Genomic DNA, 25685 nt, shown 5'->3' with positions numbered 1-25685 from the left:
ACACCGCCTTCATCGTGCTACAACAGGTCTACACCACTGAGTGGTGTAGACCAGAGACGCCGCCGTCCTCCCTCCCCCACGCACGGGCGGCGCCATGCCCACATGGAGGAAGTTGTGACCACGGCCAGCGCCGCTCCCGCGGCCGAGAAGAAGAAGGGCGCCGGCGCGATGGCTGTGCTGCAGCGCATCGGCCGCAGCCTCATGCTGCCGGTGGCGGTCCTGCCGGCCGCCGCCCTCCTGGTGCGCCTCGGCAACACCGACATGCTGGGACGCCCGTCGTTCCCCACGTTCCTGACGAAGATAGCGGGCTTCATGGCCGCCGGCGGGAACGCGATCCTCGACAACATGGCGCTGCTGTTCGCCGTGGGCATCGCCATCGGCTTCGCCAAGAAGTCGGACGGCTCGACCGCGCTCGCGGCGGTCGTCGGCTACCTGGTCTTCAAGAACGTGCTGGGCACGTTCACCGACAAGAACCTGCCGAAGGTGGCGACCGCCGTCGACGGCAAGGTCGTCATGGTGGACGCGCCGGTGGACGCCAAGGTCCTCGGCGGTGTGGTGATGGGCATCGTGGTCGCCCTGATCTACCAGCGCTTCTACCGCACCAAGCTGCCCGACTGGGCGGGCTTCTTCGGCGGCCGGCGCCTGGTCCCGATCCTGTCGGCCTTCGCCGGCCTGATCCTCGGCATCGTGTTCGGCTACATCTGGCCGGTCCTCGGCACCGGTCTGCACAACTTCGGTGAGTGGCTGGTGGGGTCGGGCGCGGTCGGCGCCGGCATCTTCGGTGTGGCCAACCGCGCGCTGATCCCGATCGGCATGCACCACCTGCTCAACTCGTTCCCCTGGTTCCAGGCCGGCGACTACCACGGCAAGAGCGGCGACATCGCCCGCTTCCTGGCCGGCGACCCGGCCGCCGGACAGTTCATGACCGGCTTCTTCCCGATCATGATGTTCGGCCTCCCGGCGGCCTGCCTGGCCATCGTGCACTGCGCCCGTCCGGAGCGCCGCAAGGTCGTCGGCGGCATGATGTTCTCGATCGCGCTGACCTCGTTCGTGACCGGTGTGACCGAGCCGATCGAGTTCACCTTCATGTTCATCGCGCCGGTCCTGTACGCCATCCACGCAGTCCTCACCGGCGTCTCGCTGGCGCTGACCTGGGCGCTGGGCATGAAGGACGGGTTCGGGTTCTCGGCGGGCGTCGTCGACTTCGGCCTGAACCTGGGCATCGCGACCAACCCCTGGGGCCTGGTCCTGGTCGGCCTGTGCTTCGCGGTCGTCTACTACGTGGTCTTCCGCTTCGCGATCATCAGGTTCAACCTGCCGACGCCGGGCCGCGAGTCCGACGAGGAACTGGCGGAGCTGCAGAAGGCGGAGGCCAAGTAGCCTCCCCGGCATGACGAAGGCCCCCGGAGCCGCTCGGCTCCGGGGGCCTCTTCGTGTGTGCCGCGGGGTCAGATCTCGTACGTCGTCCCCGGTGCCGCCAGGTCCACCCGGCCGGTGAAGACCTCGCGGGCGTGGGCCGCGTTGAGCTGGGGGTCGGTCCAGGGCGGGATGTGGGTGAGGACCACGTGGCGGGCGTTCGCGCGGGCCGCCGTCTCGCCGGCCTCACGGCCGTTGAGGTGCAGGTCCGGGATGTCTTCCTTGCCGTACGTGAACGCGGCCTCGCACAGGAACAGGTCCGCGTCCCGGGCCAGCTCGTCCAGCGTCCCGGTGACGCCCGTGTCGCCGGAGTACGTCAGCACCTTCCCGCCGTGCTCGATCCGGATCCCGTAAGCCTCCACGGGGTGCCGCACCCGCTCGGTGTGCACGGTGAACGGGCCGATCTCGAACGTCGACGGCTTGACCGTGTGGAAGTCGAAGACCTCGCTCATGGAGGAGGCGGAGGGGGTGTCGGCGTAGGCCGTGGTCAGGCGGTGCTCGGTGCCCTCGGGGCCGTAGACCGGTATCGGGGCGCAGCGGCCGCCGTCGAAGCGGTAGTAGCGCGCGACGAAGTAGGCGCACATGTCGATGCAGTGGTCGACGTGCAGGTGGCTCAGGAAGATCGCGTCGAGGTCGTAGAGACCGCAGTGGCGCTGCAGCTCGCCGAGGGCGCCGTTGCCCATGTCGAGGAGCAGCCGGAAGCCGTCGGCCTCGACGAGGTAGCTCGAGCAGGCCGATTCCGCGGATGGGAACGACCCCGAGCAGCCGACGACGGTGAGCTTCATGAAGCAGAAACCTCCGTTGGCAGAAAGGCGGCGGGCGGGGAGCCGGCACAGCGGGCCGGGGCATGACGAAGGGGGTCGTGCGGTCCGTCGAGCGTAAGGCGCAAAAGCGCGGGTCGCTCCTCCACCAGGGGCTGTTGTGGGCGAACTCACCTGTGCTGTCACCGGTTCGGCTGGACTGGGAGCGCGCAAGAACAGAAGAGGGCGCGCAATGCCGGGCGCGCGCCGGTAACGTCGTCCTCATGGACACGTCCTGGTGGCTGGCGCTCGCGGCGGTGGTACTGCTCGCGCTGGTCGCGACGCTCGTGGACGGCTGGGGGCGGGGCCGGCGGCCCAGCGGGCGCAGGCTGCGGCCGCCCGGGCGACCGGGGGTCCGGGACCGGGCCCTGACGCGTCCGCACCCCGGGGACATCTGGTGGGCGAACGTGCCCTACGAGGACCGGGCCGAGTCCAAGGACCGCCCCTGTCTGGTGCTGGCCGTACGCGGCAACCGGGCCACGGTCGCGAAGATCACCAGCAAGTACCACGACGAGCGTGCCGGAGTGATCCCGCTGCCGCCCGGCGCGGTCGGCGACGCGCACGGGCGGCCCAGCTTCCTGCAGACCGACGAGCTGCGGGAGGTGCCGGTGGGAGAGTTCCGGCGCCGGGTGGGCGTGGTCGACCCGGTCCTGTGGGACCAGGTGCGGCACCTCGCGGGCTGAGCGGGGCGGAACGGCTACTGGCGGACCGTCACCGTGACGGTCCACTCCTGGATGCCCTTGCAGGAGACCTGGCCGGAGGCCGTGGGCTCGGGGCACATGGGCCGGGAGGACGTCAGCTTGGTGGTGCCGGCGGTCTTCGCCCGGTAGGCGGCGCTCGCGTCACCCGGCTGGATGACGAAGCCCGAGTTGATCGCCTCCAGGGCGGGGCCGCTCGCCGAGACCGGCTTCCAGGGGCGGTCCTTGGTGCCGTCGAGGGTGAGCCGCAGCTCGCCGCCCTTGGTCAGGCAGAGGGTGTGGCCGTTGTCCGCGGCGGTCAGCTCGGCCTGGGGGACGCACCCGCCGGAGGACGGTGTGCCGCTCGCCGACGGTGAAACCTTGCCGCTGCCGCCCCCGGTGTCGTCCCCGCCGTCCCCGCCGCTCTGCGAGCCGCAGCCCGCGAGGAGCAGCGTGGCTGCCGCGAGGGCGAGGGTCGTGGTTCGACGCATGGGGTCCGCCTTTCGTCCGTGGCCGGCCGTCCGGCCGCTGGTACGGATGTGACGTACCACCGGCGCGGACGGATCCCGCATGCGGAGGGCGGAATTCCCCGCATGGCGGGGAGACGTGGGTCGTGTCCGTAAAGTCGCGTCGCAGGCGCGATTTTACGGACACGACCTAGGCCCAGAGCTGGCCGTGCAGGGTCTCGATGGCCTCTTCGGTGGTGGCGGCGGTGTAGACGCCGGTGGAGAGGTACTTCCAGCCGCCGTCGGCCACGACGAAGACGATGTCGGCGCTCTCGCCGGCCTTGACGGCCTTCCTGCCGACGCCGATCGCCGCGTGCAGGGCGGCACCGGTGGAGACGCCCGCGAAGATGCCCTCCTGCTGGAGGAGTTCACGGGTGCGGGTGACCGCGTCGGCGGAGCCGACGGAGAAGCGGGTGGTGAGCACGGAGGCGTCGTACAGCTCGGGGACGAAGCCCTCGTCGAGGTTGCGCAGGCCGTACACCAGGTCGTCGTAGCGCGGTTCGGCGGCGACGATCTTCACGTCCGGCTTGTGCTCGCGCAGGTAGCGGCCGACACCCATGAGGGTGCCGGTGGTGCCGAGGCCCGCGACGAAGTGGGTGACGGAGGGCAGGTCGGCGAGGATCTCCGGGCCGGTCGTGGCGTAGTGGGCGCCCGCGTTGTCCGGGTTGCCGTACTGGTAGAGCATCACCCAGTCGGGGTGCTCGGCGGAGATTTCCTTGGCGACGCGCACGGCGGTGTTGGAGCCGCCCGCGGCCGGGGAGGAGATGATCTCGGCGCCCCACATGCCGAGCAGGTCCCGGCGCTCCTGGGAGGTGTTCTCCGGCATCACGCACACCATGCGGTAGCCCTTGAGCTTGGCGGCCATGGCGAGGGAGATGCCGGTGTTGCCGGAGGTCGGCTCGAGGATGGTGCAGCCCGGGGTCAGCCGGCCGTCCTTCTCCGCCTGCTCGATCATGTGCAGGGCCGGGCGGTCCTTGACCGAGCCGGTCGGGTTGCGGTCCTCCAGCTTGGCCCAGATGCGGACGTCATCGGACGGCGAGAGCCGCGGCAGGCGCACCAGAGGGGTGTTGCCCACCGCGGCCAGCGGGGAGTCGTAGCGCATCGGGGATCAGGCCATCCCGCCGGCGACCGCCGGCAGGATCGTCACGTTGTCGCCGTCGGCCAGCTTGGTGGTGATGCCGTCGAGGAAGCGCACGTCCTCGTCGTTCAGGTAGACGTTCACGAACCGGCGGAGCTGCTCGCCGTCCACGATGCGGGCCTGGATGCCCGGGTGCCGGGACTCGAGGTCGGCGAAGAGCTCGGCGAGGGTGTCCCCGGTGCCCTCCACGGCCTTCTGGCCGTCGGTGTACGTGCGGAGGATGGTCGGGATGCGGACCTCGATGGCCATGGCGTCAGGGCTCCTGTCGGAATGAGTCAGGTCGGTGGGCGCGACAGCGCGGGCGTCTCGTGTACGCGGGGTGGGGCGCCGTCGGCTCACGGCCGAACGGCGGCAGGGGGGCGTTGCGTCAACAGATGGCGCTGGCCAGCCTGCACAGGTCGACGTGCAGCCGCGCCACGAGCAGCATGCCCGGCGTCTTGTCGCTCACGTCTCCGATAACCATGAGGTCATCGTATCGATTCCCGCCCCCGCACTCGGAGTGTCGTCCCACACTTCGGATGGTCGTCGGCCACTGACTGAGACTTCCGAGATCAGTGGGCCTGTCGGCGCACCCGGGGATGCCGGCCGGGGTGGCCCGTCAGTACGCCTGCACGACCTTGACCTCCTCCTCCGTGACCTCGCCGTCGAGGATGCGGAAGGAGCGGAACTGGAAGTCGCCGAGGCCGTCGGTGTCGGCGGTGGAGACGAGGACGTAGTGCGCGCCGGGCTCGTTGGCGTAGCCGATGTCGGTGCGGGAGGGGTAGGCCTCGGTCGCGGTGTGGGAGTGGTAGATGATCACCGGCTCCTCGTCGCGGTCGTCCATCTCGCGGTAGAGCTTGAGCAGGTCCTGCGAGTCGAACTCGTAGAAGGTGGGCGAACGGGCCGCGTTCAGCATCGGGATGAAGCGCTCGGGACGGCCGGCGCCCACCGGGCCCGCGACGACGCCGCACGCCTCGTCGGGGTGGTCCTCGCGCGCGTGGGCCACGATCTGGTCGTACAGGGCCTGGGTGATGGTCAGCATGGGGGTCAGGATAAGCAGAGGGGCCGCCCCGTACCGAGGTGTGGTACGGGGCGGCCCATATGCTGGACGCCCTGAGCGGTGGCCGCCGGGACTGCCACGAGTACTCCCGGCGGCCGGACGTCCTGGGGGAAGGTTTACGCGGCGGTCAGCCGACCTTCTCGAACGCCTGCTCGTCGCGGTCCGCGATCTGCGGGGTGCGGGACTTCAGGGCCATCCAGCCGATGCCGAGCGCGACCGCCCAGCCCGCCATCACGTACAGGCAGACGCGCGAGTCGGCGTCGTACGCGATCAGGCCAGTGACGAAGAGCAGGAACGCGATGGCGATGTACGAGCACACCGCGCCGCCCGGCGCCGGGAAGGAGGAGGCCGGCAGCCGGCCCGCGTCCACCGCGCGGCGGTAGAGGACGTGGCTGACCAGGATCATCAGCCAGGTCCAGATTCCGGCCGCGGTGGCGACGGAGGTGACGTAGCCGAAGGCCTTCTCCGGGACGACGTAGTTCAGGACCACGCCGATGCCCATGAACAGCATCGAGACGGTGATGCCGAGCGCGGGGGTCTTGGTGGCCGACAGCTTCGAGAAGACGCGCGGGGCCTCGCCGTTGTCGGCCAGGGTGCGCAGCATGCGGCCGGTGGAGTACATGCCCGAGTTGCAGGAGGACAGGGCCGCGGTGAGCACCACGAAGTTGACGATGCCTGCGCCGGCCGGGATGCCGATGACCGCGAACGCCTTCACGAAGGGACTGACGCCCTCGGCGAACTCGGTCCACTTGACGACGCACAGGATGACCGTGAGGGCACCCACGTAGAACAGGGCGATGCGCCACGGCAGGGTGTTGATCGCCTTCGGGAGGGTCTTCTCCGGGTTCTCGGACTCGCCCGCGGTGACGCCGACCAGCTCGACGGCGAGGTAGGCGAACATCACGCCCTGCAGGGTCATCAGCGAGGAGCCGATGCCCTTCGGGAAGAAGCCGTCGAACTGCCAGAGGTTCGCCACGTGCGCGGTGTCACCGGCGGCGCTGAAGCCGAAGGTGAGCACGCCGAGGCCGATCACGATCATGCCGATCAGGGCGGTGACCTTGACCATGGAGAACCAGAACTCGATCTCGCCGAACAGCTTGACCGAGATCAGGTTGGCCACGAACAGGACCACGAGGAAGACCAGGGCCGTGACCCACTGCGGGACGGCCGGGAACCAGTAGTTGACGTAGATGGCGGCGGCCGTCAGCTCGGCCATGCCGGTGACCACCCACATCAGCCAGTACGTCCAGCCGGTGAAGTAGCCGAAGAACGGGCCGAGGAACTCGCGGGAGTACTCGGCGAAGGAGCCGGAGACGGGACGGTAGAGCAGCAGCTCGCCCAGGGCCCGCATGATGAAGAAGATGATCACGCCGGCGAGGGCGTACATGAGGATGAGACTGGGACCGGCCTTGGCGATGTTCGCCCCGGCCCCCAGGAACAGACCGACGCCGATGGCACCGCCGATGGCGATCATCTGGACCTGACGGCTGCCGAGCCCGCGCTCGTACCCCTCTTCGGGGGTTTCTGTGACCCTCTCGGAGGCCATGTGTGGTGCGCCTTTCTCCATGCCGACCCAGGCCTTTCGTCGGCCTCGGATCGGGTTTCGATCCCCCCGGATTGATGGAGCTGGGCGGGGCTTCGGGAGCCCGCCCGTGCCTGGCCGGCGGTTGCCGGCTCGGTGGCGCACCCGGCCGGACATGGGTGGTGTCGGCCGGGCGGTCGTGAAGATTTATCACGGCCGCAATATTGAGCACAGCGGGCGGTTGTGACGCACCACACAGGGAGAAGCGGACAAAGAGCGCTCGAATGCGCTAAAACCGGCCACAGTGGTGACGCGATCGTTATCCGGATTTGAGTGTCCTTTGAGCGAACACGAAATCGGGACGATCAGGGCATCAAGGTCGTCACAAGCGTTTCCTGGAGACCGCCGAGCCACAGATAGGCCATCACCATCGGCTTGCGCGGGTCCTGGTCCGGCAGCCGGTACAGCAGCTCGGTGTCGTCCTCGTCGGTGATCTCCAGCCGCGCGCCGATCGCCAGCCGGAGGTCGTTGAGGGCGCCGAGCCACCAGCGCGACTCCTCCGGGGACAGCTTGAGGACCGCCCCGCCCGCGTCCGACGCGTTCAGCGCGTCCAGGGTGCGGATCACCGCGAGCGCGTTCTCCCGCTTGCCCGCGCGCAGGTCGTTCTCGGTGTAGCGGCGGAACTCGGCGGAGTGCGCCTGCCGCTCCTGCGCCTCGGCCGGCGAGGCGGGCGCCTGCTCGGGGTCGCCGTAGGCGTCGGGGAAGAGCCTTCTGAGGACCGGGTCGGCGGGCGGCTCGCTCGGTCCGTCGGCGAACAGCTCGGCCAGCGGGTCGGCGGCGTCCTCGGCGGGGCCGGGGCCGATGAGCTCCAGGAGCTGCACGGCCAGCGACCGGATGATGGAGATCTCGACGTCGTCGAGCGCGACGGCCGCGCCGCCACCGGGAATCGGTTCGAAGGTTCCGGGCATGTGGGGGATCGCTACTTCCGGTCCTGCTGGAGGGTGGCCCACAGTCCGTAGCCGTGCATCGCCTGCACGTCGCGCTCCATCTCCTCGCGGGTACCGCTGGAGACGACCGCCCGGCCCTTGTGGTGGACGTCGAGCATGAGCTTGGTGGCCTTGTCCTTCGGGTAGCCGAAGTAGGACTGGAAGACGTAGGTCACATAGCTCATGAGGTTGACCGGGTCGTTGTGCACGATCGTGACCCAGGGGACGTCGGGCTCGGGTACGGCGAAGACCTCCTCCGCCGACTCGGTGCGTTCGATCTCTACGGGCGCGGGTGACGTCACACAGCCCATGCTGCCACGCGCGGCAGTATTCGTCACACTGACGAAATGGGGGTAGCATCCAGTCATGCTGCACACACCGGGGGCCAACCCCCGGCCCCCCGGCCCGTCCTGGGGTGGCCAGGCAGTCACGAGCTGACGGAGGTAGTGGTGGACGTGGCGGACCTTGGACTGCCGGTGGACGTTCCCTCGACGGCGCTCTTCACGGACCAGTACGAGCTGACGATGCTGCAGGCCGCCCTGAAGGCCGGTACGGCCGAGCGGCGCAGCGTCTTCGAGGTCTTCACCCGGCGGCTGCCCCACGGGCGCCGTTACGGCGTGGTGGCGGGCACCGGGCGGGTGCTGGACGCGGTCGAGAACTTCCGCTTCGACGAGAGCGTCCTCGCCTTCCTGCGGGAGCGCGCGATCGTCGACGAGGAGACCCTGAAGTGGCTCGCCGGATACCGCTTCAGCGGTGACGTGTGGGGCTATCCCGAGGGGGAGGTGTACTTCCCCGGCTCGCCCGTCCTGCGGGTCGAGGGCACCTTCGCCGAGTGCGTGCTGCTGGAGACCGTGATCCTGTCCATCCTCAACCACGACTCGGCGATCGCGGCCGCCGCGTCCCGGATGTCCTCCGCCGCCGGCGACCGCCCGCTGATCGAGATGGGCGCCCGCCGCACCCACGAGCTGGCCGCCGTGGCCGCCTCCCGGGCCGCGTACCTCGGCGGCTTCGCGACCACCTCCGACCTCGCCGCCGGCTTCCGGTACGGCATCCCGACCGTCGGCACCTCCGCGCACGCCTTCACCCTGCTGCACGACCGGGAGCGGGACGCCTTCCAGGCCCAGGTGGAGTCCCTCGGCCGGGGCACCACGCTCCTGGTGGACACCTACGACGTCGCCGAGGCCGTCCGTACGGCGGTGGAGGTGGCCGGTCCCGAGCTGGGCGCGGTGCGCATCGACTCCGGGGACCTGCTGCTGGTCGCGCACCGGGTGCGGCACCAGCTCGACGAGCTGGGCGCGACCGGTACGAAGATCGTCGTCACCTCCGACCTGGACGAGTACGCCATCGCCTCGCTCGCGGCGGCGCCCGTGGACGCGTACGGCGTCGGCACCCAGCTGGTGACCGGTTCCGGGCACCCCACCTGCTCGATGGTCTACAAGCTGGTCGCGCGGGCCGAGTCCGCCGATCCGGCGGCGCCGATGGTGCCGGTCGCGAAGAAGTCCACCGGGGGCAAGATCTCCGTCGGCGGACGCAAGTGGGCGGCGCGCCGGCTGGACCGGGAGGGCGTCGCGGAGGCCGAGGTCGTGGGCACCGGGCCGGTCCCCGACGAGCTGGCCGGACGGCAGCTCCTGGTGCGGCTGGTCGAGGACGGCGAGGTCGTCGGGCGCGAGCCGCTGGACGTGGCCCGCGACCGGCACATCGCGGTGCGCGCCGCGCTGCCGCTGTCCGCGACGCAGCTCTCGCAGGGCGAGCCCGTCCTCCCGACGGAGTACGCGCAGGGTCTCTCGGGTAGCTAAAGCAGGACGCCCACCGCTCCCCCGCCCGTCGCCCTCCTCCCGCAGGAACCGCGAAGTCTCCGGGCTCCATCGCTCAACCGGACAGTCGAAGGACACCCACCATGCGCCGCGCCTTGATCGTCGTAGACGTGCAGAACGACTTCTGCGAGGGAGGCAGCCTCGCGGTGGCCGGCGGCGCCGACGTGGCCGCCGCCGTCACCGAGCTGATCGGGCAGGCGGGGGGCACCGGGTACCGCCATGTGGTGGCCACCCGCGACCACCACATCGCGCCCGGCGGCCACTTCGCCGACGACCCCGACTTCGTCCACTCCTGGCCCGCGCACTGCGTCGCGGGCACCGAGGGGGTCGGCTTCCACCCGAACTTCGCACCGGCCGTCGCCTCCGGGGCGGTGGACGCGGTGTTCGACAAGGGCGCGTACTCGGCGGCCTACAGCGGCTTCGAGGGCGCCGACGAGAACGGCGTCCCGCTGGCCGAGTGGCTGCGGGCCCGGCACATCGACGAGGTGGACGTGGTCGGCATAGCCACCGACCACTGCGTACGGGCCACCGCGCTGGACGCGGTCCGGGAGGGTTTCCGTACACAGATCCTGCTGGACCTGACCGCGGGCGTCGCCCCGGAGACCACGGAGCGGGCCCTGGAGGAGCTGCGCGGGGCCGGGGTGGAGCTCACCGGCAAGCCGGTGGTCGGCGGCTAGGCGGCCGCCCGCCCGGGGTGCTCAGCCGCGCTGGGCCACGGCCGGTGCGCGCAGCAGGGCGCGGATGGGGTGCCACAGCTCGGTCACCGTGACACCGTTGTCCGGTGCCGTGCGCCATATCAGGCCGTCGGGGTGGTGCAGCACCGCCGTGATCTCGTCCGGGGTGGGCGGGGCGGCGTTGCCCCGCAGGTAGATCGCGCGCAGGCCCAGGTTGCGGAGCCTGGTCAGGGCTCGTGCGCGGTTCTGGGCGTGCACCAGGACGCGTACCCCGGCGGAGCCGCAGGCCGGGCCGGGTCTGGGTAGGTTGAGTGCCACCACCACGGTGCCGTTCGGCAGTTTGCTGAAGCCTCCTGCGGCCATGTGGTCACATCCCCGTTCCGGTCGGTGTCAATAAGCGAGCCACAGGACGCACCTAAACACGATCGGCGGCGACCCGCCAGGGGGTCACCGCCGATACGCTTTTGACCTGCGGAAATATCCGCTACTTCACCGCCGGGCCGACCTCGAGCTCGAACGTCGAGCCGCCGTGGCTCTGCTTGACGATCTTGATCTTGGTGTTGGTGTCAGTGATCTTGACACCGCCGGTCGGGTTCGACGCGTCGTAGTAGGTGCTGGTGTGGTCGTTGAAGACCGGCACACCCTTCTGCGACTTGATCTTGAGCGCCTTGTCGGCCTTGTGCAGCGTGATGCCGTCCGTGGCGTCCAGGCCGAACGTCGAGTCGTAGGCCTGGATCCGGTTGCGCAGCAGCGTGCCGTCGGCCCACTTGAGCGCCTTGTAGTGCGCGTCCACGGGCAGGATCAGACCGGTGCCCGGGTGGCCGTTGACGTTGGTGTTGTTGTCCGCCTGGGAGGTGTCCCACTTCCAGATCAGCAGGCCGTTCTGGTACGGGTAGTGCTCCACCCAGTCCGGGCGCGACGAGAAGCCGAAGTTGTACGGGCCGACCTTGAGGGTCTTGTCGTACGACACGTACTGGCGGTTCTCGGCGAGGTAGTACTGCTTGTAGTCCTTGGTGAAGGACGCGCCCACGCGGGAGAAGCCGTTGGCGGTCCAAGCGGCGTCCGCGGACTCGGCGTTGTCGGAGAACACCGGCGTGCCGTCGGCCGTCACCGTGATCTCGTCGGCCGTGAAGCCCTTCAGGGCCACACCACCGTCGGTCTGGTAGCGGAAGCGCAGCTGCACCTTCTGGCCGGCGTAGGCGTCCAGCGAGTACGACAGCTTCTTGTAGCTGTCGACCGTGCCGGTCAGGGCCGGCTTGCCGGAGGCGTCACGCGGGATGGCCTGGCCGTCCACCGTGCCGTCGATGGCGGTCCAGTTGGCACCGTCCGTGGACACCTCGGTGTAGAGGTAGTCGTACTCGGACTCGATGTCGTACCAGCCGTCGAGCGAGAGGGTGGCCGACTTCTTGCCCGTGAGGTCCACGGAGCGGGTCAGCGTGTTCTTGAGGTCGTCGCCGCTGCCGCTCCACCACTGGGTGGCGCCCTCGGCCGGGGTGACGATCTCGGTCTTCACGGCCTTGTTGGGCAGCGTGACGACCAGCGCCTGGCGGTACTTGGTGTTGTACTCGGCGACGCCCAGCTTGTGCCAGGACTTGACGCCCGCCTTGGCGGTGTCGTAGTTGAGCCAGCCGAGCTGCAGCTTGTCCCAGGCGTTCATGTCGCCCGGCATGTCGCCGATGGCTTCCTTGCCGGTACCCAGCCAGGAACCGGAGGACATCAGCGTCCAGAAGCCGGTGGAGTTGTCGCCGCCGGCGGTGTCGTACTCGTCCGGCAGACCGAGGTCGTGGCCGTACTCGTGGGCGAAGACACCGAGGCCGCCGTTCTCCGGCTGGATGGTGTAGTCGCCGACCCAGACACCGGTGTCGCCGACCTGCGTGCCGCCGAGCTTGTTGTCGCTGGGGCCGGTGGCGCCGGCGTCGGTGCCGAAGGCGTACCAGCGGTGCGCCCAGATGGCGTCCGTGCCCTGGGCGCCGCCGCCCGCGGACTCGTCCTCACCGGCGTGCACGAGCTGGAAGTGGTCGACGTAGCCGTCGGGCTCGTTGAAGTTGCCGTCGCCGTCGTAGTCGTACCGGTCCCACTGGTCGTACTTGGCCAGGTCCGCCTTGATGGCGGCGTCGGACTTGCCGGCCTTCTTCTGGTCGGCGACCCAGGCGGTGAGGCCGTCGCGGACGACGTTCCACACGCTGGAGCAGTTGGTCTGGCCGCAGGCGTTGTTGCCGTAACGGGCCTCGTTGTACGGGACCTTGACCCAGTCCGAGACCTCACCGTCGACCGAGTAGCGGCCCGAGGACTGCTTCTCGTAGTACTTCTTCAGCGACTCGGTCTTCGAGCCGGTGCCGAAGTAGAGGTTCTGGAAGTGCTTCTGGTTGTAGTCCTGCTGCCAGGCCGTCGAGTTGTCCTTCTTGCGGTCCGGCTTGGCGATCGTGTTGTGCAGCGGACCGGCGGTGCCCCCGTACTTGGGGTCCGTCTGGTCACCGAACTCCACCAGGATGGTGAAGATCTTGTCGGTCTTCTCCCGGCTCAGCTCGACGTACTTGCTGTCGCCCTTCTTGCTCTTGAGCTGGACGACCTTCGAGCCGTTGCGGTCCTTGGCCTTCGCCTTGCCCGCAATGATCTGGTTCAGGGCCTCCTGACGCTGGGCGCGCTGCGTCTTGCTCAGCGGGCCGTCCAGGTCATGGGCCTTCTGCTTCACCGGGGCCGGGTCGTGCCGGTTCGCGGCTGCCGACGGGGCCTGGGTGCTCGCCTCGGCGACCGCGAAGGTCGCGTAGGTGGCGGAGGCCGTCGCGAGCGCCACACCTATCGCGGCGGCTCTGAACGTCCAGGGTCTGCTGGTCACTTGAGTTCCTCCCCCGCGCCGCGCACACGGACAGGGGGTTCCCGGTTCATGGAGAGTTCCGTGCGCGCACGTTCAACGCGTGTATCAAGTGACGTCATTTGACTAGAGGTTTAGAAGAAAAAACAGACCTTGACTTGAGCAGGACAAGTGCACTATGCGGAGACGAGGTCCGCTTTACGAACGCCGGGGTCCCGTCCGACGGGCGCGCGGGACCGTCCGCTTCCCGGACCTCATGACTCCGTGCGCCCCCTGTGCACCGGTACCGTGGGTTAGGTCATGCTTACCGGGCGCGTCGCTCGGGCATGCACCGCGAAGAGAGTCGAACGGCACCCCGAATCCCCCGAGATGTTCCGAGGACACGATTGCCATGCCTCGTCCGACCGCCGCACAGCTCGCCTACGGTTCGTGCACCGTGATCCTGTCGACACTCGCCATGCTGCTGCTGTCGCAGGCGAGTTCGGGCCTCGCGATCACCGTCATCGCCCTGGCCGCGCTCGCCCTGGGGCTGCTCGTCGCGATGACGGTGCCCCTGCCCGGGGTGCGTGCCGTCACCACGCCCACCGAGCCCGCGCGGGAGAGCGAGCGGGTCCCGACCACGCTCTGAACGGCGCACACGTGAGCGGCGGGTCCGTGGCATCCACCGACCCGCCGCTGCCGTACGACAACCCCGCGCGCCTCAGCGGGTGTCGACCTCCACCGTCTTGGCGGCCTTGTCGTGCAGGCCCTGTTTGTACGGCTTGTCGAAATAGCTCCACCCGCCGCAGATCACCGTCCAGACGCAGGCGCAGCAGAAGGCGAACGGCAGCCACAGCACCAGGGCGCGGACCAGCGAGGTCTGTGTCGAGGGCGTGGCACCGTCGTTCAGGTTGGCCACCCGCATCTTGAGCCACTTCTTGCCGAGGGTCTGCCCCGACTTGGCGATCAGGATCGTGTCGTAGGCGACGTAGAGGACGGCGGCGACGAAGGACTGCCAGAGGGACCGGCCGACCTCCATCCGGTTCCCGTTCACGTCGTACTGCTGCACCCCGAGGGGCCAGGTGACCAGCCAGACGACGATGCCCACGAGGATCATGTCGATGATGCGGGCGAGGGTGCGCCTGCCATTGTCCGCGAGCGGGGGCATGCCGGCGAGGGGGTCGGCGGGACCGCCGTACGGGCCGCCGCCGTAGGGGCCACCGGCGTCGTGGGGCCCGCCTCCGTAGGGGCCGCCCCCGTACGGGCCGCCGCCACCGGGGGGTTCACCACCGCCGTAGGGGGGCGGCTGCTGTCCTCCGGGCGGCGGGGGCTGCCGGTCGCCGTACGGGCTGTCGTACGGGGAGCCCGCCCCCTGGTCCGACGGGGGCCGCTTCCTGAACGGGTCGTCCTCGGGGGGCTCCGCGCCGGAGCCGGGGGGCGGTTCACTGCTCATGTGCCCGAGTGGACCGCGAACGCACCGGCTCCGCATCCGGCGGGCGGCCGTACGGGCTACGGGGGCCCCGCCCCGTGCGCGTCGTCCGCTGTCAGTCCGCGACGAAGGTGTGGGCCGCCTTGTCGTGCCAGCACTGGCGCCAGGGCCGGTCGAACAGGCACCAGAGCACACCGAGCAGGCCGATGCCGAGCAGGCCGGGAACGCTGTAGACCAGCCAGCGGCGCAGGGCCGCGCCGAACCCCGGCGGCTCGTGCCCCTCGATGTCCCGGACCTCGATCCCGCACAGCTTCTTGCCCAGCGTGCGGCCCCACTTGGCGGTGGGCAGCGCCTCGTACAGCACGCCGAAGACGAGCAGGACGCCGAGGACGATGCCGAGCGCGGTGCCGGTCGTGCCGTCGATCAGCCAGACGGTGACGGTGCGGCCGGACAGCCTGGCGGCGTCGATCTTGTCCTGGACGTGGTCGACCGCCTGGGTGCCGAGCGGGACGGCGGCGGCCGCGGTGACGGCGCCGAGGACCAGGTTGTCGATCAGCCGGGCGGCGAACCGCTTGCCGAGGCCGGCCGGGCGGGCCGCCGCCTGCCGGCGGGCCACCGCCTGGAACGGGTCCTCGACCGGCGGCTTCCACGGCGCCACGGGCTGCTCGTCCGCTCCCCCGGCCAGCCGGTGCACCTGCTGCGCCCAGGACGCCTGGCCGCCGCCCGGCCCGGCGGTCAGCGGAGTGCCGGAGCCGCCGGGCCGCCGGGCCGCCGACTGCTGGGGCGCGGGCTGCTGGGGTGCGGCGGGCTGCTGGGGTGCGGGCTGCTGGGGTGCGGCCTGCTGCGGCACGGCCGAATGGGGTGCGGCCTGCTGGGGCACGGCGGAGGCCGGGGCCGCCGGGGCCTGGGGCGCCTGCGGGGTCGGTGCGCCCGCCGCCCGCGCGGCGGCGGCCTTCCCGGCGCCGAAGCCGGGGCCCGCGGCCGGGCCCTGCGCACCCGAGCCACCGGATCCGCCGGCGCCTCCCGGCCCCGTCTGCGGCGCCATGGCCGGCCCCTGGGGTCCGAACCCCCCGGATGCCTGGCCACCGGAACCCGTGGCGGCCGGGCCGAACCCGGGGGTGCCCGAGGCGCCGGGGGCTCCGCCCGCTTCGGGGCCGGAGGCCGCGGGCGCGCCGGACTGCCGCCCCCGGGCCGGGTTCTGCCCCTGCCCCGGAACCTGGCGGAACGTCATGGTGCCGGAGTCCTGGACGGCCGCGGGGCCCGGGACCGGACGACGGAAGAGGAAGGTGCCGCTGGGGTCCGGCTCGTCCTCGGCCGGCGGGATCGACGCCGTGCCGTCGGTACGGGCGGCGTGCCCGGCCGGCTGGGACGGGGCGTCCGCCGGGACCCTCGGATCAGCACCCCAGGCGGCCGCCTGCCGCTGCCCGGGCCGCTCCCCGGCGGGCCCCGGCTGCGGGTCCTCGTCGAAGAAGTGCGGGCCCGTCTCCTCCACGGCCGGGACCGCCGGGTGGAACCCGGGCGGCGGGTCGAGCGGTTCGCCGTCCCGCGGCGCCGGCCGGCTGGTGCCCGGCACCCAGGAGGCGCCGTTCCAGTACCGGACGTAGCCGGGGATGGACGGGTCCGGGTAGTAGCCCTCGCGGGGCCTGTCGTCACCGGGGGCCGGGGTTGGGGCGCTCATGTCCGTCGTCCCGTATCTGCTCGGGGGTGGTAAGGGGCTCCACATCTATCAGACCGGGGCATGCCGCACCGCCAGTCCCGCCGTACCCACCCCTTTCCGGGCAACGCCGTCCACGGATCCCGCACCCGGCCGGAGAAACTTCCCCGAACCCGCGTAATGGTCGCCACCCTGCCCCCTCTCCACCGGTGCGGGCCCGTTCAAAGCGGCCCCGGAAGAGAGGAAACACAGCTCATGCAGCAGACCGTGGTGGAACGGGAGCTGGAGATCCAGCTCGTCCTGTCTCCCGAGCGGAGCGTCCCGGTACCGGCCCGGCTGGGTTACCGGTCCGGTGACCCCTACGCCGTGCACCTCACCTTCCACACCACCTCCGAGCACCCCGTCGAGTGGACGTTCGCCCGGGAGCTTCTGGTGGAGGGGGTGTTCCGGCCGTGCGGGCACGGGGACGTGCGGGTGTGGCCGACGAAGGCCGAGGGCCGCGGCGTCCTCCTGATCGCGCTGAGTTCACCGGACGGCGACGCCCTGCTGGAGCTGCCGGCCACGCCGGTGTCCGCCTGGCTGGAGCGGACGCTGCGGGCGGTGCCGCCGGGTACCGAGGACGGGCGGCTCGGCATCGACGACGCGATCGACGAGCTGCTCACCCGGTGAGGCCCGGCGGCTCAGAAGAGCTTGCCCGGGTTGAGGATGCCGAGCGGGTCGAAGACCCCCTTCACCGCGCGCTGCATCTCCACGCCGACCGGCCCGATCTCCCGCGCCAGCCACTCCTTCTTGAGCACGCCCACACCGTGCTCGCCGGTGATGGTGCCGCCGAGTTCCAGGCCGAGCGCCATGATCTCGTCGAAGGACTCGCGGGCCCGCCGGGACTCGTCGACGTCCTGGGCGTCGAAGCAGACGGTGGGGTGGGTGTTGCCGTCGCCGGCGTGCGCGCAGACGCCGATGGTGAGGCCGTACTTCGCGGCGATCCGCTCGACGCCCTCCAGCATCGCGCCGAGCTTCGAACGGGGCACGCACACGTCGTCGATCATCGTCGTGCCCTTGACCGCCTCCAGCGCGGTCAGCGAGAGCCGCCGGGCCTGCAGCAGGAGTTCGGACTCGGCGGCGTCGTCGGCGGGGACCACCTGGGTGGCGCCGGCCGCCTCGCACAGCGCGCCGAGGGCGGCGAGGTCGGCGGCGGGGTCCGGGGTGTCGAAGGCGGCCAGCAGCAGCGCCTCGGTGGACTCCGGCAGCCCCATGTGGGCGAGGTCGTTGACCGCCTTGACGGTCGTACGGTCCATCAGTTCGAGGAGGGACGGCACATGTCCGCCCTCCATGATCCGGCAGACGGCGTCGCAGGCGGCGGCCGACGAGGCGAACTCGGCGGCCAGCACGAGCTGCTGGGGCGGCTTCGGCCTCAGCGCCAGCACGGCCCGTACGACGACGCCGAGGGAACCCTCGGAGCCTACGAAGAGGCGGGTCAGGTCGTAGCCCGCCACGCCCTTGGCGGTGCGCCGGCCGGTGGACATCAGCCGGCCGTCGGCGAGGACGACGTCCAGGCCGAGCACGTACTCGGCCGTCACCCCGTACTTCACGCAGCACAGGCCGCCGGACGCCGTGCCGATGTTGCCCCCGATGGTGCACGTCTCCCAGCTCGACGGGTCCGGCGGGTAGTACAGGCCGTACTTGTCCACCTCGCGGGAGAGCGCCGCGTTGACGACGCCCGGTTCCACGACGGCGATCCGGTCGACCGGGCTGACCTCCAGGATGCGGTCCATCCGGGTCAGGGACAGCACGATGGCGCCGTCGGTGGCGTTGGCGCCGCCGGACAGGCCGGTGCGGGCACCCTGCGGGACGACCGGGACGCGCAGCTCGGACGCGGTCCGCATGACGTGCTGCACCTGTTCGACGGTGCGCGGCAGCACCACCACGGCCGGGGTGCCGGACGGGCAGAAGCTCGCCATGTCGTTGGCGTAGGAGGCCGTGACGTCGGGATCGGTCAGGACGGTTTCGGGCGGCAGGCCGGCCAGGAGCCGATCGGTGAGGTTGCTCGTCACTTCGTCGCGGGGCGCTTCGATACGGCTCACGATCACAGCGTGACACTCGGGGGCCATCGGTGTGAACCCCGTCCGTGCCTCCCTTGGGCCACCCGGATGTGCCCCGCGTACTGGCGCACAGTGAACGGTATGGAGATCCGACCGTACGGCGGTTCCGGCCCCGGTACGTCCCTGGTGGCCGAGCCGCCCCCGCCGCGCCGCGCCCGGCGTCTGCTGCGGCGCCTGCTGGTCACCGTGCTGGCGGGCTCGGCCGCGGCGGGCGGGGTGCTGATGCTGCTGCCGCCGGAGCCGGCGCACCGCCGGGCGGCACCGCCCGCCGCGGGCCCGCGGGCGCAGTCGCCCGCGCTGACGGCGGCCGCGGTCGCCTCCGGGATCCCGGCCGCGCTGCCGGACCTTGCGGCGCTCATCGGGCAGCAGGAGGGCGCGGTTCGGGCCCGGCCCCGGGACGCGCGGGCCTGGGCGGTCCTGGGGGCCGCGTATGTGCAGCGGGGGCGCAACGCCGCCGACGCGGCGGACTTCCCGAAGGCGGAGCGGGCGCTGCGGACCTCGCTGGAGGTGGCCGGCACCGGGCCGGCGGAGCGCGCGGCGGCGCTGGGCGGGCTGGCCGCGCTGGCGAACGCGCGGCGGGACTTCCCGGCGGCGAAACGGTACGGCGAGCAGGCGCTCAAGCTGACCCCGAAACGCTGGTCGGCGTATCCGCCGCTGATCGACGCCTACACCGGGCTCGGCGACTACAAGGCGGCCCGGGGCGCGCTGGACAAGCTGCTGGGGCTGCGCACCGGGGCGGCCGACCGGCCGGCGGTGATGGCTCGGGCCTCGGGCGTCTATCGGGACCGGGGCTGGCGCGAGGACTCCGTGGCCCAGCTGACGGACGCGGCGGCCGCCGCCCGCACCCCCGCCGAGCAGGCCGCGTACCTGACGGGGGTGGGGCAGCTCGCCTGGGAGCGGGGCGACCGGGAGGACGCGCTGCGGCACTTCGAGGCGGCCGTACGGCTGGAGCCCGGCCGGCGGGCGGCGCTGTCCGGGAAGGGCCGGGCGCTGGCCGCGCTGGGCCGCACCGACGAGGCGGTGGCCGCGTACCGGGCGGCCCTGGCCCGGCAGCCGGACGCGCGGGACGCGCTGGAGCTGGGCGAGCTGTACGAGTCGCTGGGCCGGTACGAGGACGCCGAGGGGAGTTACGCCCTGCTGCGCGAGCGGGTCCGGCGGTCGGTGGCGGACGGGGTCGACGAGGAGCTGCTGATCGGGCAGTTCGAGGCGGACCACGCCGACCCGGAGGACGCGGTGGAGCGGCTGCGCGAGGAGTGGCGGCGCCAGCCCGGGATCGAGGTGGCCGACGCCCTCGGCTGGGCGCTGCACCGGGCCGGCGAGGACACGGAGGCGCTGACCTACGCCTCGGCCGCGACGGACAAGGCGAAGGGCGGCGGCGTGATCAGTGCCCTGTACGCGTACCACCGGGGCATGATCGAACGCGAGCTGGGGAGCGCGGGGCCGGCCCGGCGGCACCTCGAGGAGGCGCTGCGGATCAACCCGTACTTCTCGCCGCTCGGGGCCGCTGCGGCGGGAGAGGCCCTGCGGGGGCTCGGGGAGATTCCCGACGAGCCCCCGCCGGACGACATGTCCTGAGGGACGCCGCTGGGTCGTGTCCACAAAGTCGCGTCGCAGGCGCGACTTTGCGGACACGGCCTAGAGGTTGCCCCGCTTCTCCTGCTCGCGCTCGATCGCCTCGAACAGGGCCTTGAAGTTGCCCTTGCCGAAGCCCATCGAGCCGTGCCGCTCGATCAGTTCGAAGAACACGGTCGGCTTGTCCTGGACCGGCTTGGTGAAGATCTGCAGCAGGTAGCCGTCCTCGTCGCGGTCGGCGAGGATCTTCAGTTCGCGCAGGGTGTCGACGGGCACGCGGGTGTCGCCGACCCACTCGCCGAGGGTGTCGTAGTAGGAGTCCGGGGTGTCGAGGAACTGGACGCCGGCCGCACGCATCGTCCGTACGGTCTGCACGATGTCGTTGGTGTTCAGCGCGATGTGCTGGACACCGGCGCCGCCGTAGAACTCCAGGTACTCGTCGATCTGGGACTTCTTCTTGGCGATCGCGGGCTCGTTGATCGGGAACTTCACCTTGAGGGTGCCGTCCGCGACGACCTTCGACATCAGCGCGCTGTACTCGGTGGCGATGTCGTCGCCCACGAACTCCTTCATGTTCGTGAAGCCCATGACCTTGTTGTAGAACTCGACCCACTCGTTCATCCGGCCGAGTTCGACGTTGCCGACGCAGTGGTCGACGGCCTGGAAGGTGCGCTGGGCGGGCGGCGCGACGATCGGCTGGGCCGCCACGTACCCGGGCAGGTACGGGCCGTCGTAGCCGGTGCGCTCGACCAGGGTGTGGCGGGTCTCGCCGTAGGTGGCGATGGCGGCGAGGACGACGGTGCCGTGCTCGTCCTTCACCTCGTAAGGCTCGGTGACCGAGCGGGCGCCGTGCTCGACGGCGTAGGCGTGGGCGGCGCGCGCGTCCGGCACCTCGATGGCCAGGTCGACGACGCCGTCGCCGTGCTCGGCCACGTGCTGGGCGATGAAGTGGCCCCAGTCGCTGCTCGGCTTGATCACCGAGGTGAGGACGAACCGTGCCGAGCCGTTCTCCAGCACGTAACTCGCGGTCTCGCGGCTGCCGTTCTCCGGTCCGGAGTAGGCGACCAGCTTCATGCCGAAGGCGCTGGAGTAGTAGTGCGCGGCCTGCTTGGCGTTGCCCACGGCGAAGACGACCGCGTCCATTCCCTTGACCGGGAAGGGGTCGGCCTGCCGTGCGGTGTCGGGAGTGTGGTCTGTGGTCTGCGTCATAGCGGAAGGGTGGACCGGGCCTGCAAGGTGCGCAATAGTTCGCTTAATCACTGGGCAATGTGTTCAGCTCAATGGCCGTGTCGACGGGCTTTCTGTACAGGATGACCATCCCCGGGAGGTGCTGTGGCGATCGATCGCCTGGACGGCCGGATCATCGTGCTGCTGGCGCGGGAACCGCGGATCGGGGTGCTGGAGATGTCCCGGCGGCTCGGGGTCGCCCGGGGGACGGTGCAGGCGCGGCTGGACCGTCTTCAGTCGAATGGAGTCATCCGGGGCTTCGGTCCCCAGGTGGACCCGGCGGCCCTCGGCTACCCGGTCACCGCGTTCGCCACGCTGCAGATCCGGCAGGGTCAAGGGGCCGACGTACGGGCGCACTTGGCGACCGTGCCGGAGGTGCTGGAGCTGCTGACCACCACCGGCAGCGGGGACATGCTGTGCCGGCTCGTGGCCCGGTCCAACGCCGATCTCCAGCGGGTGATCGACCGGGTCGTCGGTTTTGATGGCATCGTCCGGGCCTCCACGGCGATCGTCATGGAGAACCCCGTTCCGCTGCGGATCATCCCGCTGGTGGAGCAGGCCGCCGTCGGCGAGTGAGCCGGGGGCGGGCGAGCGTGTGCGGCTCGGACGACCGGGAAGGGTCCGACGAGCTGGGGTGAGGCCGCGTGAGCTTCTGGGAGTACCTGGGCAGCCGCCACCAGCAACTGCTCGCGGACGCCTACCAGCACGCCAGCGCGGTCTTCCAGTGCATGGTCGTGGCGACCGTCCTGGGTGTGCTGATCGGCGTGGCCACCTATCACTCGGCGTGGGCGGGCAACCTGGCCACCACGACCACGGCGACCTTTCTGACCATCCCCTCGCTCGCGATGATCGGCCTGCTCATCCCGATCGTGGGCCTCGGGGTGGCGCCCACCGTGATCGCGCTGATCCTGTACGGGCTGCTGCCCATCGTGCGGAACTCCATCGTGGGCCTGCGCGGGGTCGATCCGGCGCTGGTGGACGCGGCCCGCGGGATCGGCATGTCCCGGCCGGCGCGGCTGCTGCGGGTCGAGCTGCCGCTGGCCTGGCCGCCCATCCTGACCGGCATCCGGGTCGCCACGCAGATGCTGATGGGCATCGCGGCCATCGCCGCCTACGCCTCTGGCCCCGGCCTGGGCAACGAGATCTTCCGCGGCCTGGCCTCGCTGGGCAGCAAGAACGCCCTGAACCAGGTGCTCGCCGGCACGCTCGGCATCGTCATCCTCGCCCTGCTGTTCGACGCCGCGTACGTGCTGCTCGGCCGGCTGACCATTCCCAGGGGGATCCGTGGCTGAGACGACCTCCTCGCACGGCGCCACGATCGAGCTGGAGAACCTGACCAAGCGCTACCCGGGCAGCCCGCAGCCGGCGGTGGACAACGTCAGCATGGAGATCAGGGCCGGCGAGACGGTGATCTTCGTCGGGCCGTCGGGCTGCGGGAAGTCCACGACACTGAAGATGATCAACCGGCTGATCGAGCCGACCGGCGGGCGCATCCGCATCGACGGCGAGGACGTCACCCGCATCGACCCGGTGCGGCTGCGCCGCAAGGTCGGGTACGCCATCCAGTCCTCCGGCCTGTTCCCGCACATGACGGTCGCGCAGAACATCGCCCTGGTGCCGAAAATGGTCGGCTGGCCGAAGGGCCGGGTGCGCGAGCGGGTCGAGGAGATGCTGGACCTCGTCGGGCTCGACCCGGGCGAGTTCCGCGACCGCTACCCGCGCCAGCTCTCCGGCGGCCAGCAGCAGCGCGTCGGCGTGGCCCGGGCCCTGGCCGCCGATCCCCCGGTGCTGCTGATGGACGAGCCGTTCGGCGCGGTCGACCCGATCACCCGCGACCACCTCCAGGACGAGCTGATCCGGCTCCAGCGCGAGCTGCACAAGACGATCGTCTTCGTCACCCACGACTTCGACGAGGCGATCAAGCTGGGCGACCGGATCGCCGTCCTGCGCGAGCACTCGCACATCGCCCAGTTCGACACCCCGGAGGCCATCCTGACCAACCCGGCCGACGACTTCGTCTCCGGTTTCGTCGGCGCGGGCGCGGCCTTGAAGCGGCTCAACCTGACCCGGGTCCGGGACGTGGAGATGCGGGAGTACCCGACGGTGACCGTGGACACCCCGCTCCAGCAGATCTTCGGGTTGCTGCGCGGCAGCGGCACCAACGAGATCCTGCTGCTCGACAGGCGGCGCCGTCCCTACAAGTGGCTGCGGCGCGGCGACCTGATGCGGGCCCGCGGCTCGCTGGCCCGCGCGGGCACGCTGGTGCACGACACGGTGACCCGGGACGCGACCCTGCGGGACGCGCTGGAGGCGGTGCTCACGGACAACGCCGGACGGGTGGCCGTGACCGGGCGGCGCGGGGCGTACATCGGCGTCGTGGACATGGAGACGCTGATGAACTCCGTGCACGAACTGCTGGAGGCCGACCGGCTGGAGGCCATGGAGGCGCAGGCCGAACTGGAGGAGGCCCGCAGCCAGCAGACCCATTTCGAGCAGGAGGGGCACGGAGGGGAGACGAAGGCGTGAGCACCGAGCAGCGGCCCGGGGGCGAACACGAGGTCAAGGGGCTGCCCTTCCGTGACGAGGGCGAGGCGGAGCAGGAGGCCCCGCCGCCCCGGCAGCGCCCGCCCGCGCGCCGGCTGACCTGGCAGCGGCTGACCGTCCTGCCCGCGTTCCTGGTCCTGCTGCTGCTGGTGACCTGGCTGTGGTTCCGCCAGGCGGACCTGGACACGATCTCGCGGAACGCGCTCTCGGGCGGCCAGGTCTCCAAGGCGCTGTGGCAGCACGTGCAGTTGACGGTGATCTCGACGTTCTTCGTGCTGATCATCGCGATCCCGCTGGGCATCCTGCTCACCCGCGGGGCCATGCGGAAGGCGACCCCGCTGGCGATGACGATCGCCAACATGGGCCAGGCGACCCCGGCGATCGGCCTGCTGGCGCTGCTGGTGATCGTGCTGGGGACGGGCACGAGGGCGGCCCTGATCGGCATCGTCGCCTACGCCGTGCTGCCCGTGCTGGCCAACACCATCGCCGGTCTGAAGGCCAACGACCCGACCCTGCTGGAGGCGGCGCGCGGCATCGGCATGTCCCCGCTCGGCGTCCTCACCCGGGTCGAACTGCCCCTCGCCGTCCCGCTGATCCTCGCCGGCATCCGTACGGCGCTGGTCCTCAACGTCGGTACGGCGACCCTGGCGACCTTCGGCGGGGGCGGCGGCCTGGGCGTGCTGATCACCACCGGCATCACCACCCAGCGCATGCCGGTGCTGGTGCTCGGCGCCCTGCTCACCATCGCCCTCGCCCTGCTGGTCGACTGGCTGGCGTCGCTGGCGGAGGTCATGCTCCGGCCGCGCGGTCTCGAGGCGGGAGCATGAGGCGCCGGGTGGCGCCGCTGCTGGCCGCGCTGCTCGTCGTGCCGTCCGGCTGCGGTCTGACCAGCGGCTCCCCGATGGTCGACGACGTCCGGCCCGGTTCCATCGGGGCGGGCGAGCCGCTGAAGGGCGCTCATCTCACCGTGACCTCGAAGGAGTTCACCGAGCAGCTGATCCTCGGCGCGATCATGGGGATCGCCTTCCAGGCCGCCGGCGCGGACGTGCTGGACCGGACCGGCATCCAGGGCTCCATCGGATCGCGGGAGGCGGTCAAGAACGGGGACGCGGACGCCCAGTACGAGTACACGGGCACCGGCTGGATCACCTACCTGGGCAACAGCCGACCGATCCCCGACCCGCGCAAGCAGTGGGAGGCGGTGCGGGCGGCGGACCTGAAGAACGGGCTGACCTGGCTGGAGCCGTCGAAGCTCGACAACACCTACGCGCTCGCCATGAACCAGGCCAACTTCAAGAAGTACGGCACGCGGACGCTGTCCGAGGTGGCCGCACTGTCCGAGCGGGACCCGGGAGCCGTCACCCTGTGCGTGGAGAGCGAGTTCGCCAACCGGGCGGACGGGCTGCCCGGCATGGAGAAGGCGTACGGGATGAGCGTGCCCGCGAAGAACGTCACGCAGATGGACACCGGAATCATCTACACCCAGGTGGCGAAGGGGGCGTGCACCTACGGGGAGGTGTTCACCACCGACGGGCGGATCAAGTCGATGAACCTGGTGGTGATGGCGGACGACAAGAAGTTCTTCCCCAACTACAACGCGACGCCGGTGGTCAACAGCCGGGTGCTGGAGAAGTGGCCGGCCATCGCGAAGGTCATCGAACCGGTCAACGCCAGGCTGGACAACTCGGTGGCGCAGACGCTGAACGCCCGGGTCGACGTCGACGGGGAGGATCCGCACCAGGTGGCACTGGACTGGATGAAGGCGGAAGGGTTCGTGAAGTAGGCGTTCTTCCCGCC

General features: G+C 71.0%; 27 protein-coding genes. 12 read left to right on the top strand and 15 right to left on the bottom strand.

Features of this window, described 5'->3' with window-relative positions; all coding sequences use genetic code 11:
* The first annotated feature begins 114 nt into the window (after positions 1-114).
* On the top strand, positions 115-1380 hold the full coding sequence (locus tag ABZ478_RS00455; protein ID WP_359544298.1) for a PTS transporter subunit EIIC: 1266 nt from the start codon (positions 115-117) through the stop codon (positions 1378-1380).
* A gap of 68 nt (positions 1381-1448) precedes the next feature.
* Here ABZ478_RS00455 and ABZ478_RS00450 read toward each other — a convergent pair whose 3' ends face one another.
* Entirely contained in the window at positions 1449-2201 is a 753-nt protein-coding gene (locus tag ABZ478_RS00450; RefSeq protein WP_359544297.1) for an MBL fold metallo-hydrolase, read from the bottom strand.
* Between the two features lie 239 nt (positions 2202-2440).
* Between ABZ478_RS00450 and ABZ478_RS00445 the strand changes: the two genes are divergently transcribed.
* Positions 2441-2899, top strand: a complete 459-nt coding sequence (locus ABZ478_RS00445) for a type II toxin-antitoxin system PemK/MazF family toxin (protein ID WP_359544296.1) — start codon at positions 2441-2443, stop codon at positions 2897-2899.
* 14 nt (positions 2900-2913) lie between these two features.
* Here ABZ478_RS00445 and ABZ478_RS00440 read toward each other — a convergent pair whose 3' ends face one another.
* The 8 genes from ABZ478_RS00440 to clpS form a co-directional block, all read right to left on the bottom strand.
* Complete coding sequence (locus ABZ478_RS00440; protein ID WP_359544295.1) at positions 2914-3384, bottom strand: hypothetical protein; 471 nt, start codon at positions 3382-3384, stop codon at positions 2914-2916.
* Positions 3385-3550: 166 nt separating this feature from the next.
* A complete protein-coding gene (locus ABZ478_RS00435) occupies positions 3551-4501 on the bottom strand; it encodes a cysteine synthase (protein WP_359544294.1) in 951 nt (316 codons plus the stop codon).
* A gap of 6 nt (positions 4502-4507) precedes the next feature.
* The gene (locus ABZ478_RS00430; RefSeq protein ID WP_358930441.1) at positions 4508-4786 is read right to left on the bottom strand and encodes a MoaD/ThiS family protein; all 279 of its coding nucleotides are present in this window, start codon (positions 4784-4786) and stop codon (positions 4508-4510) included.
* Between the two features lie 118 nt (positions 4787-4904).
* Positions 4905-5000, bottom strand: a complete 96-nt coding sequence (locus ABZ478_RS00425) for a putative leader peptide (RefSeq protein WP_358930439.1) — start codon at positions 4998-5000, stop codon at positions 4905-4907.
* A gap of 135 nt (positions 5001-5135) precedes the next feature.
* On the bottom strand, positions 5136-5558 hold the full coding sequence (locus tag ABZ478_RS00420; protein WP_359544293.1) for a M67 family metallopeptidase: 423 nt from the start codon (positions 5556-5558) through the stop codon (positions 5136-5138).
* Positions 5559-5703: 145 nt separating this feature from the next.
* Positions 5704-7122 carry an amino acid permease gene (locus ABZ478_RS00415; protein WP_359544292.1) on the bottom strand — a complete coding sequence of 473 codons (1419 nt, stop codon included), beginning with the start codon at positions 7120-7122 and terminating at the stop codon, positions 5704-5706.
* Positions 7123-7463: 341 nt separating this feature from the next.
* A complete protein-coding gene (locus tag ABZ478_RS00410) occupies positions 7464-8066 on the bottom strand; it encodes a DUF2017 domain-containing protein (RefSeq protein WP_359544291.1) in 603 nt (200 codons plus the stop codon).
* 11 nt (positions 8067-8077) lie between these two features.
* Positions 8078-8395, bottom strand: coding sequence for an ATP-dependent Clp protease adapter ClpS (gene clpS / locus ABZ478_RS00405; RefSeq protein ID WP_358930582.1), 318 nt, complete (start codon positions 8393-8395; stop codon positions 8078-8080).
* A 138-nt stretch (positions 8396-8533) separates the two neighbouring features.
* On the opposite strand from clpS, the gene ABZ478_RS00400 reads away from it, so the two are divergent.
* Entirely contained in the window at positions 8534-9880 is a 1347-nt protein-coding gene (locus ABZ478_RS00400; protein ID WP_359544290.1) for a nicotinate phosphoribosyltransferase, read from the top strand.
* Between the two features lie 101 nt (positions 9881-9981).
* Complete coding sequence (locus ABZ478_RS00395; RefSeq protein WP_359544288.1) at positions 9982-10575, top strand: isochorismatase family protein; 594 nt, start codon at positions 9982-9984, stop codon at positions 10573-10575.
* Between the two features lie 21 nt (positions 10576-10596).
* Here ABZ478_RS00395 and ABZ478_RS00390 read toward each other — a convergent pair whose 3' ends face one another.
* Positions 10597-10935, bottom strand: a complete 339-nt coding sequence (locus ABZ478_RS00390) for a hypothetical protein (protein ID WP_358930426.1) — start codon at positions 10933-10935, stop codon at positions 10597-10599.
* Between the two features lie 121 nt (positions 10936-11056).
* Positions 11057-13408, bottom strand: a complete 2352-nt coding sequence (locus ABZ478_RS00385; RefSeq protein WP_359544287.1) for an immune inhibitor A domain-containing protein — start codon at positions 13406-13408, stop codon at positions 11057-11059.
* A 367-nt stretch (positions 13409-13775) separates the two neighbouring features.
* Between ABZ478_RS00385 and ABZ478_RS00380 the strand changes: the two genes are divergently transcribed.
* Positions 13776-14012 (top strand): hypothetical protein, encoded by a 237-nt coding sequence (locus ABZ478_RS00380; RefSeq protein ID WP_359544286.1) that lies wholly within the window; start codon positions 13776-13778, stop codon positions 14010-14012.
* A 72-nt stretch (positions 14013-14084) separates the two neighbouring features.
* Here the strand turns inward: ABZ478_RS00380 and ABZ478_RS00375 are convergent, their stop codons facing one another.
* Both ABZ478_RS00375 and ABZ478_RS00370 read right to left on the bottom strand, forming a co-directional pair.
* Complete coding sequence (locus ABZ478_RS00375) at positions 14085-14816, bottom strand: RDD family protein (RefSeq protein ID WP_359544285.1); 732 nt, start codon at positions 14814-14816, stop codon at positions 14085-14087.
* 91 nt (positions 14817-14907) lie between these two features.
* On the bottom strand, positions 14908-16470 hold the full coding sequence (locus tag ABZ478_RS00370; protein WP_359544284.1) for an RDD family protein: 1563 nt from the start codon (positions 16468-16470) through the stop codon (positions 14908-14910).
* 231 nt (positions 16471-16701) lie between these two features.
* Between ABZ478_RS00370 and ABZ478_RS00365 the strand changes: the two genes are divergently transcribed.
* On the top strand, positions 16702-17115 hold the full coding sequence (locus tag ABZ478_RS00365) for an SsgA family sporulation/cell division regulator (protein ID WP_359544283.1): 414 nt from the start codon (positions 16702-16704) through the stop codon (positions 17113-17115).
* 11 nt (positions 17116-17126) lie between these two features.
* Here ABZ478_RS00365 and ABZ478_RS00360 read toward each other — a convergent pair whose 3' ends face one another.
* Positions 17127-18533, bottom strand: coding sequence for an FAD-linked oxidase C-terminal domain-containing protein (locus ABZ478_RS00360; protein WP_359544282.1), 1407 nt, complete (start codon positions 18531-18533; stop codon positions 17127-17129).
* Between the two features lie 93 nt (positions 18534-18626).
* Here ABZ478_RS00360 and ABZ478_RS00355 point away from each other — a divergent pair, with 93 nt between their 5' ends.
* Positions 18627-20120, top strand: coding sequence for a tetratricopeptide repeat protein (locus ABZ478_RS00355; protein ID WP_359544281.1), 1494 nt, complete (start codon positions 18627-18629; stop codon positions 20118-20120).
* A gap of 60 nt (positions 20121-20180) precedes the next feature.
* Here ABZ478_RS00355 and hppD read toward each other — a convergent pair whose 3' ends face one another.
* Positions 20181-21326 (bottom strand): 4-hydroxyphenylpyruvate dioxygenase, encoded by a 1146-nt coding sequence (gene hppD / locus ABZ478_RS00350; RefSeq protein ID WP_359544280.1) that lies wholly within the window; start codon positions 21324-21326, stop codon positions 20181-20183.
* 123 nt (positions 21327-21449) lie between these two features.
* Here hppD and ABZ478_RS00345 point away from each other — a divergent pair, with 123 nt between their 5' ends.
* From ABZ478_RS00345 to ABZ478_RS00325, 5 genes are all read left to right on the top strand, one after another.
* Complete coding sequence (locus tag ABZ478_RS00345) at positions 21450-21920, top strand: Lrp/AsnC family transcriptional regulator (protein WP_250400689.1); 471 nt, start codon at positions 21450-21452, stop codon at positions 21918-21920.
* 68 nt (positions 21921-21988) lie between these two features.
* Positions 21989-22636 carry an ABC transporter permease gene (locus ABZ478_RS00340; protein WP_359544279.1) on the top strand — a complete coding sequence of 216 codons (648 nt, stop codon included), beginning with the start codon at positions 21989-21991 and terminating at the stop codon, positions 22634-22636.
* Positions 22629-23870: a betaine/proline/choline family ABC transporter ATP-binding protein gene (locus ABZ478_RS00335; protein WP_359544278.1), complete on the top strand. Its 1242-nt coding sequence runs from the start codon at positions 22629-22631 to the stop codon at positions 23868-23870. Before ABZ478_RS00340 ends, ABZ478_RS00335 begins: the two co-directional genes overlap by 8 nt.
* Positions 23867-24715: an ABC transporter permease gene (locus ABZ478_RS00330; protein WP_359544277.1), complete on the top strand. Its 849-nt coding sequence runs from the start codon at positions 23867-23869 to the stop codon at positions 24713-24715. Before ABZ478_RS00335 ends, ABZ478_RS00330 begins: the two co-directional genes overlap by 4 nt.
* Complete coding sequence (locus ABZ478_RS00325) at positions 24712-25671, top strand: glycine betaine ABC transporter substrate-binding protein (protein ID WP_359544276.1); 960 nt, start codon at positions 24712-24714, stop codon at positions 25669-25671. Before ABZ478_RS00330 ends, ABZ478_RS00325 begins: the two co-directional genes overlap by 4 nt.
* Positions 25672-25685 lie beyond the last annotated feature (14 nt).

Origin of the sequence: Streptomyces sp. NPDC005706 (assembly GCF_040631045.1) — a bacterium.
In the GTDB taxonomy this organism is placed as follows: domain Bacteria; phylum Actinomycetota; class Actinomycetes; order Streptomycetales; family Streptomycetaceae; genus Streptomyces.
The sequence above is the reverse complement of the archived record's forward strand: the minus strand, read 5'-3'. Positions and strand labels throughout refer to the sequence as shown.

Coding starts and splice junctions, on each gene's coding strand:
- ABZ478_RS00410 (WP_359544291.1), bottom strand. CDS start 8,066: ATGCCCGGAACCTTCGAACCGATTCCCGGTGGCGGCGCGGCCGTCGCG.
- ABZ478_RS00440 (WP_359544295.1), bottom strand. CDS start 3,384: ATGCGTCGAACCACGACCCTCGCCCTCGCGGCAGCCACGCTGCTCCTC.
- ABZ478_RS00415 (WP_359544292.1), bottom strand. CDS start 7,122: ATGGCCTCCGAGAGGGTCACAGAAACCCCCGAAGAGGGGTACGAGCGC.
- ABZ478_RS00390 (WP_358930426.1), bottom strand. CDS start 10,935: ATGGCCGCAGGAGGCTTCAGCAAACTGCCGAACGGCACCGTGGTGGTG.
- clpS (WP_358930582.1), bottom strand. CDS start 8,395: ATGGGCTGTGTGACGTCACCCGCGCCCGTAGAGATCGAACGCACCGAG.
- ABZ478_RS00325 (WP_359544276.1), top strand. CDS start 24,712: ATGAGGCGCCGGGTGGCGCCGCTGCTGGCCGCGCTGCTCGTCGTGCCG.
- ABZ478_RS00375 (WP_359544285.1), bottom strand. CDS start 14,816: ATGAGCAGTGAACCGCCCCCCGGCTCCGGCGCGGAGCCCCCCGAGGAC.
- ABZ478_RS00370 (WP_359544284.1), bottom strand. CDS start 16,470: ATGAGCGCCCCAACCCCGGCCCCCGGTGACGACAGGCCCCGCGAGGGC.
- ABZ478_RS00380 (WP_359544286.1), top strand. CDS start 13,776: ATGCCTCGTCCGACCGCCGCACAGCTCGCCTACGGTTCGTGCACCGTG.
- ABZ478_RS00355 (WP_359544281.1), top strand. CDS start 18,627: ATGGAGATCCGACCGTACGGCGGTTCCGGCCCCGGTACGTCCCTGGTG.
- ABZ478_RS00425 (WP_358930439.1), bottom strand. CDS start 5,000: ATGGTTATCGGAGACGTGAGCGACAAGACGCCGGGCATGCTGCTCGTG.
- ABZ478_RS00450 (WP_359544297.1), bottom strand. CDS start 2,201: ATGAAGCTCACCGTCGTCGGCTGCTCGGGGTCGTTCCCATCCGCGGAA.
- ABZ478_RS00365 (WP_359544283.1), top strand. CDS start 16,702: ATGCAGCAGACCGTGGTGGAACGGGAGCTGGAGATCCAGCTCGTCCTG.
- ABZ478_RS00435 (WP_359544294.1), bottom strand. CDS start 4,501: ATGCGCTACGACTCCCCGCTGGCCGCGGTGGGCAACACCCCTCTGGTG.
- ABZ478_RS00430 (WP_358930441.1), bottom strand. CDS start 4,786: ATGGCCATCGAGGTCCGCATCCCGACCATCCTCCGCACGTACACCGAC.
- ABZ478_RS00395 (WP_359544288.1), top strand. CDS start 9,982: ATGCGCCGCGCCTTGATCGTCGTAGACGTGCAGAACGACTTCTGCGAG.
- ABZ478_RS00445 (WP_359544296.1), top strand. CDS start 2,441: ATGGACACGTCCTGGTGGCTGGCGCTCGCGGCGGTGGTACTGCTCGCG.
- hppD (WP_359544280.1), bottom strand. CDS start 21,326: ATGACGCAGACCACAGACCACACTCCCGACACCGCACGGCAGGCCGAC.
- ABZ478_RS00420 (WP_359544293.1), bottom strand. CDS start 5,558: ATGCTGACCATCACCCAGGCCCTGTACGACCAGATCGTGGCCCACGCG.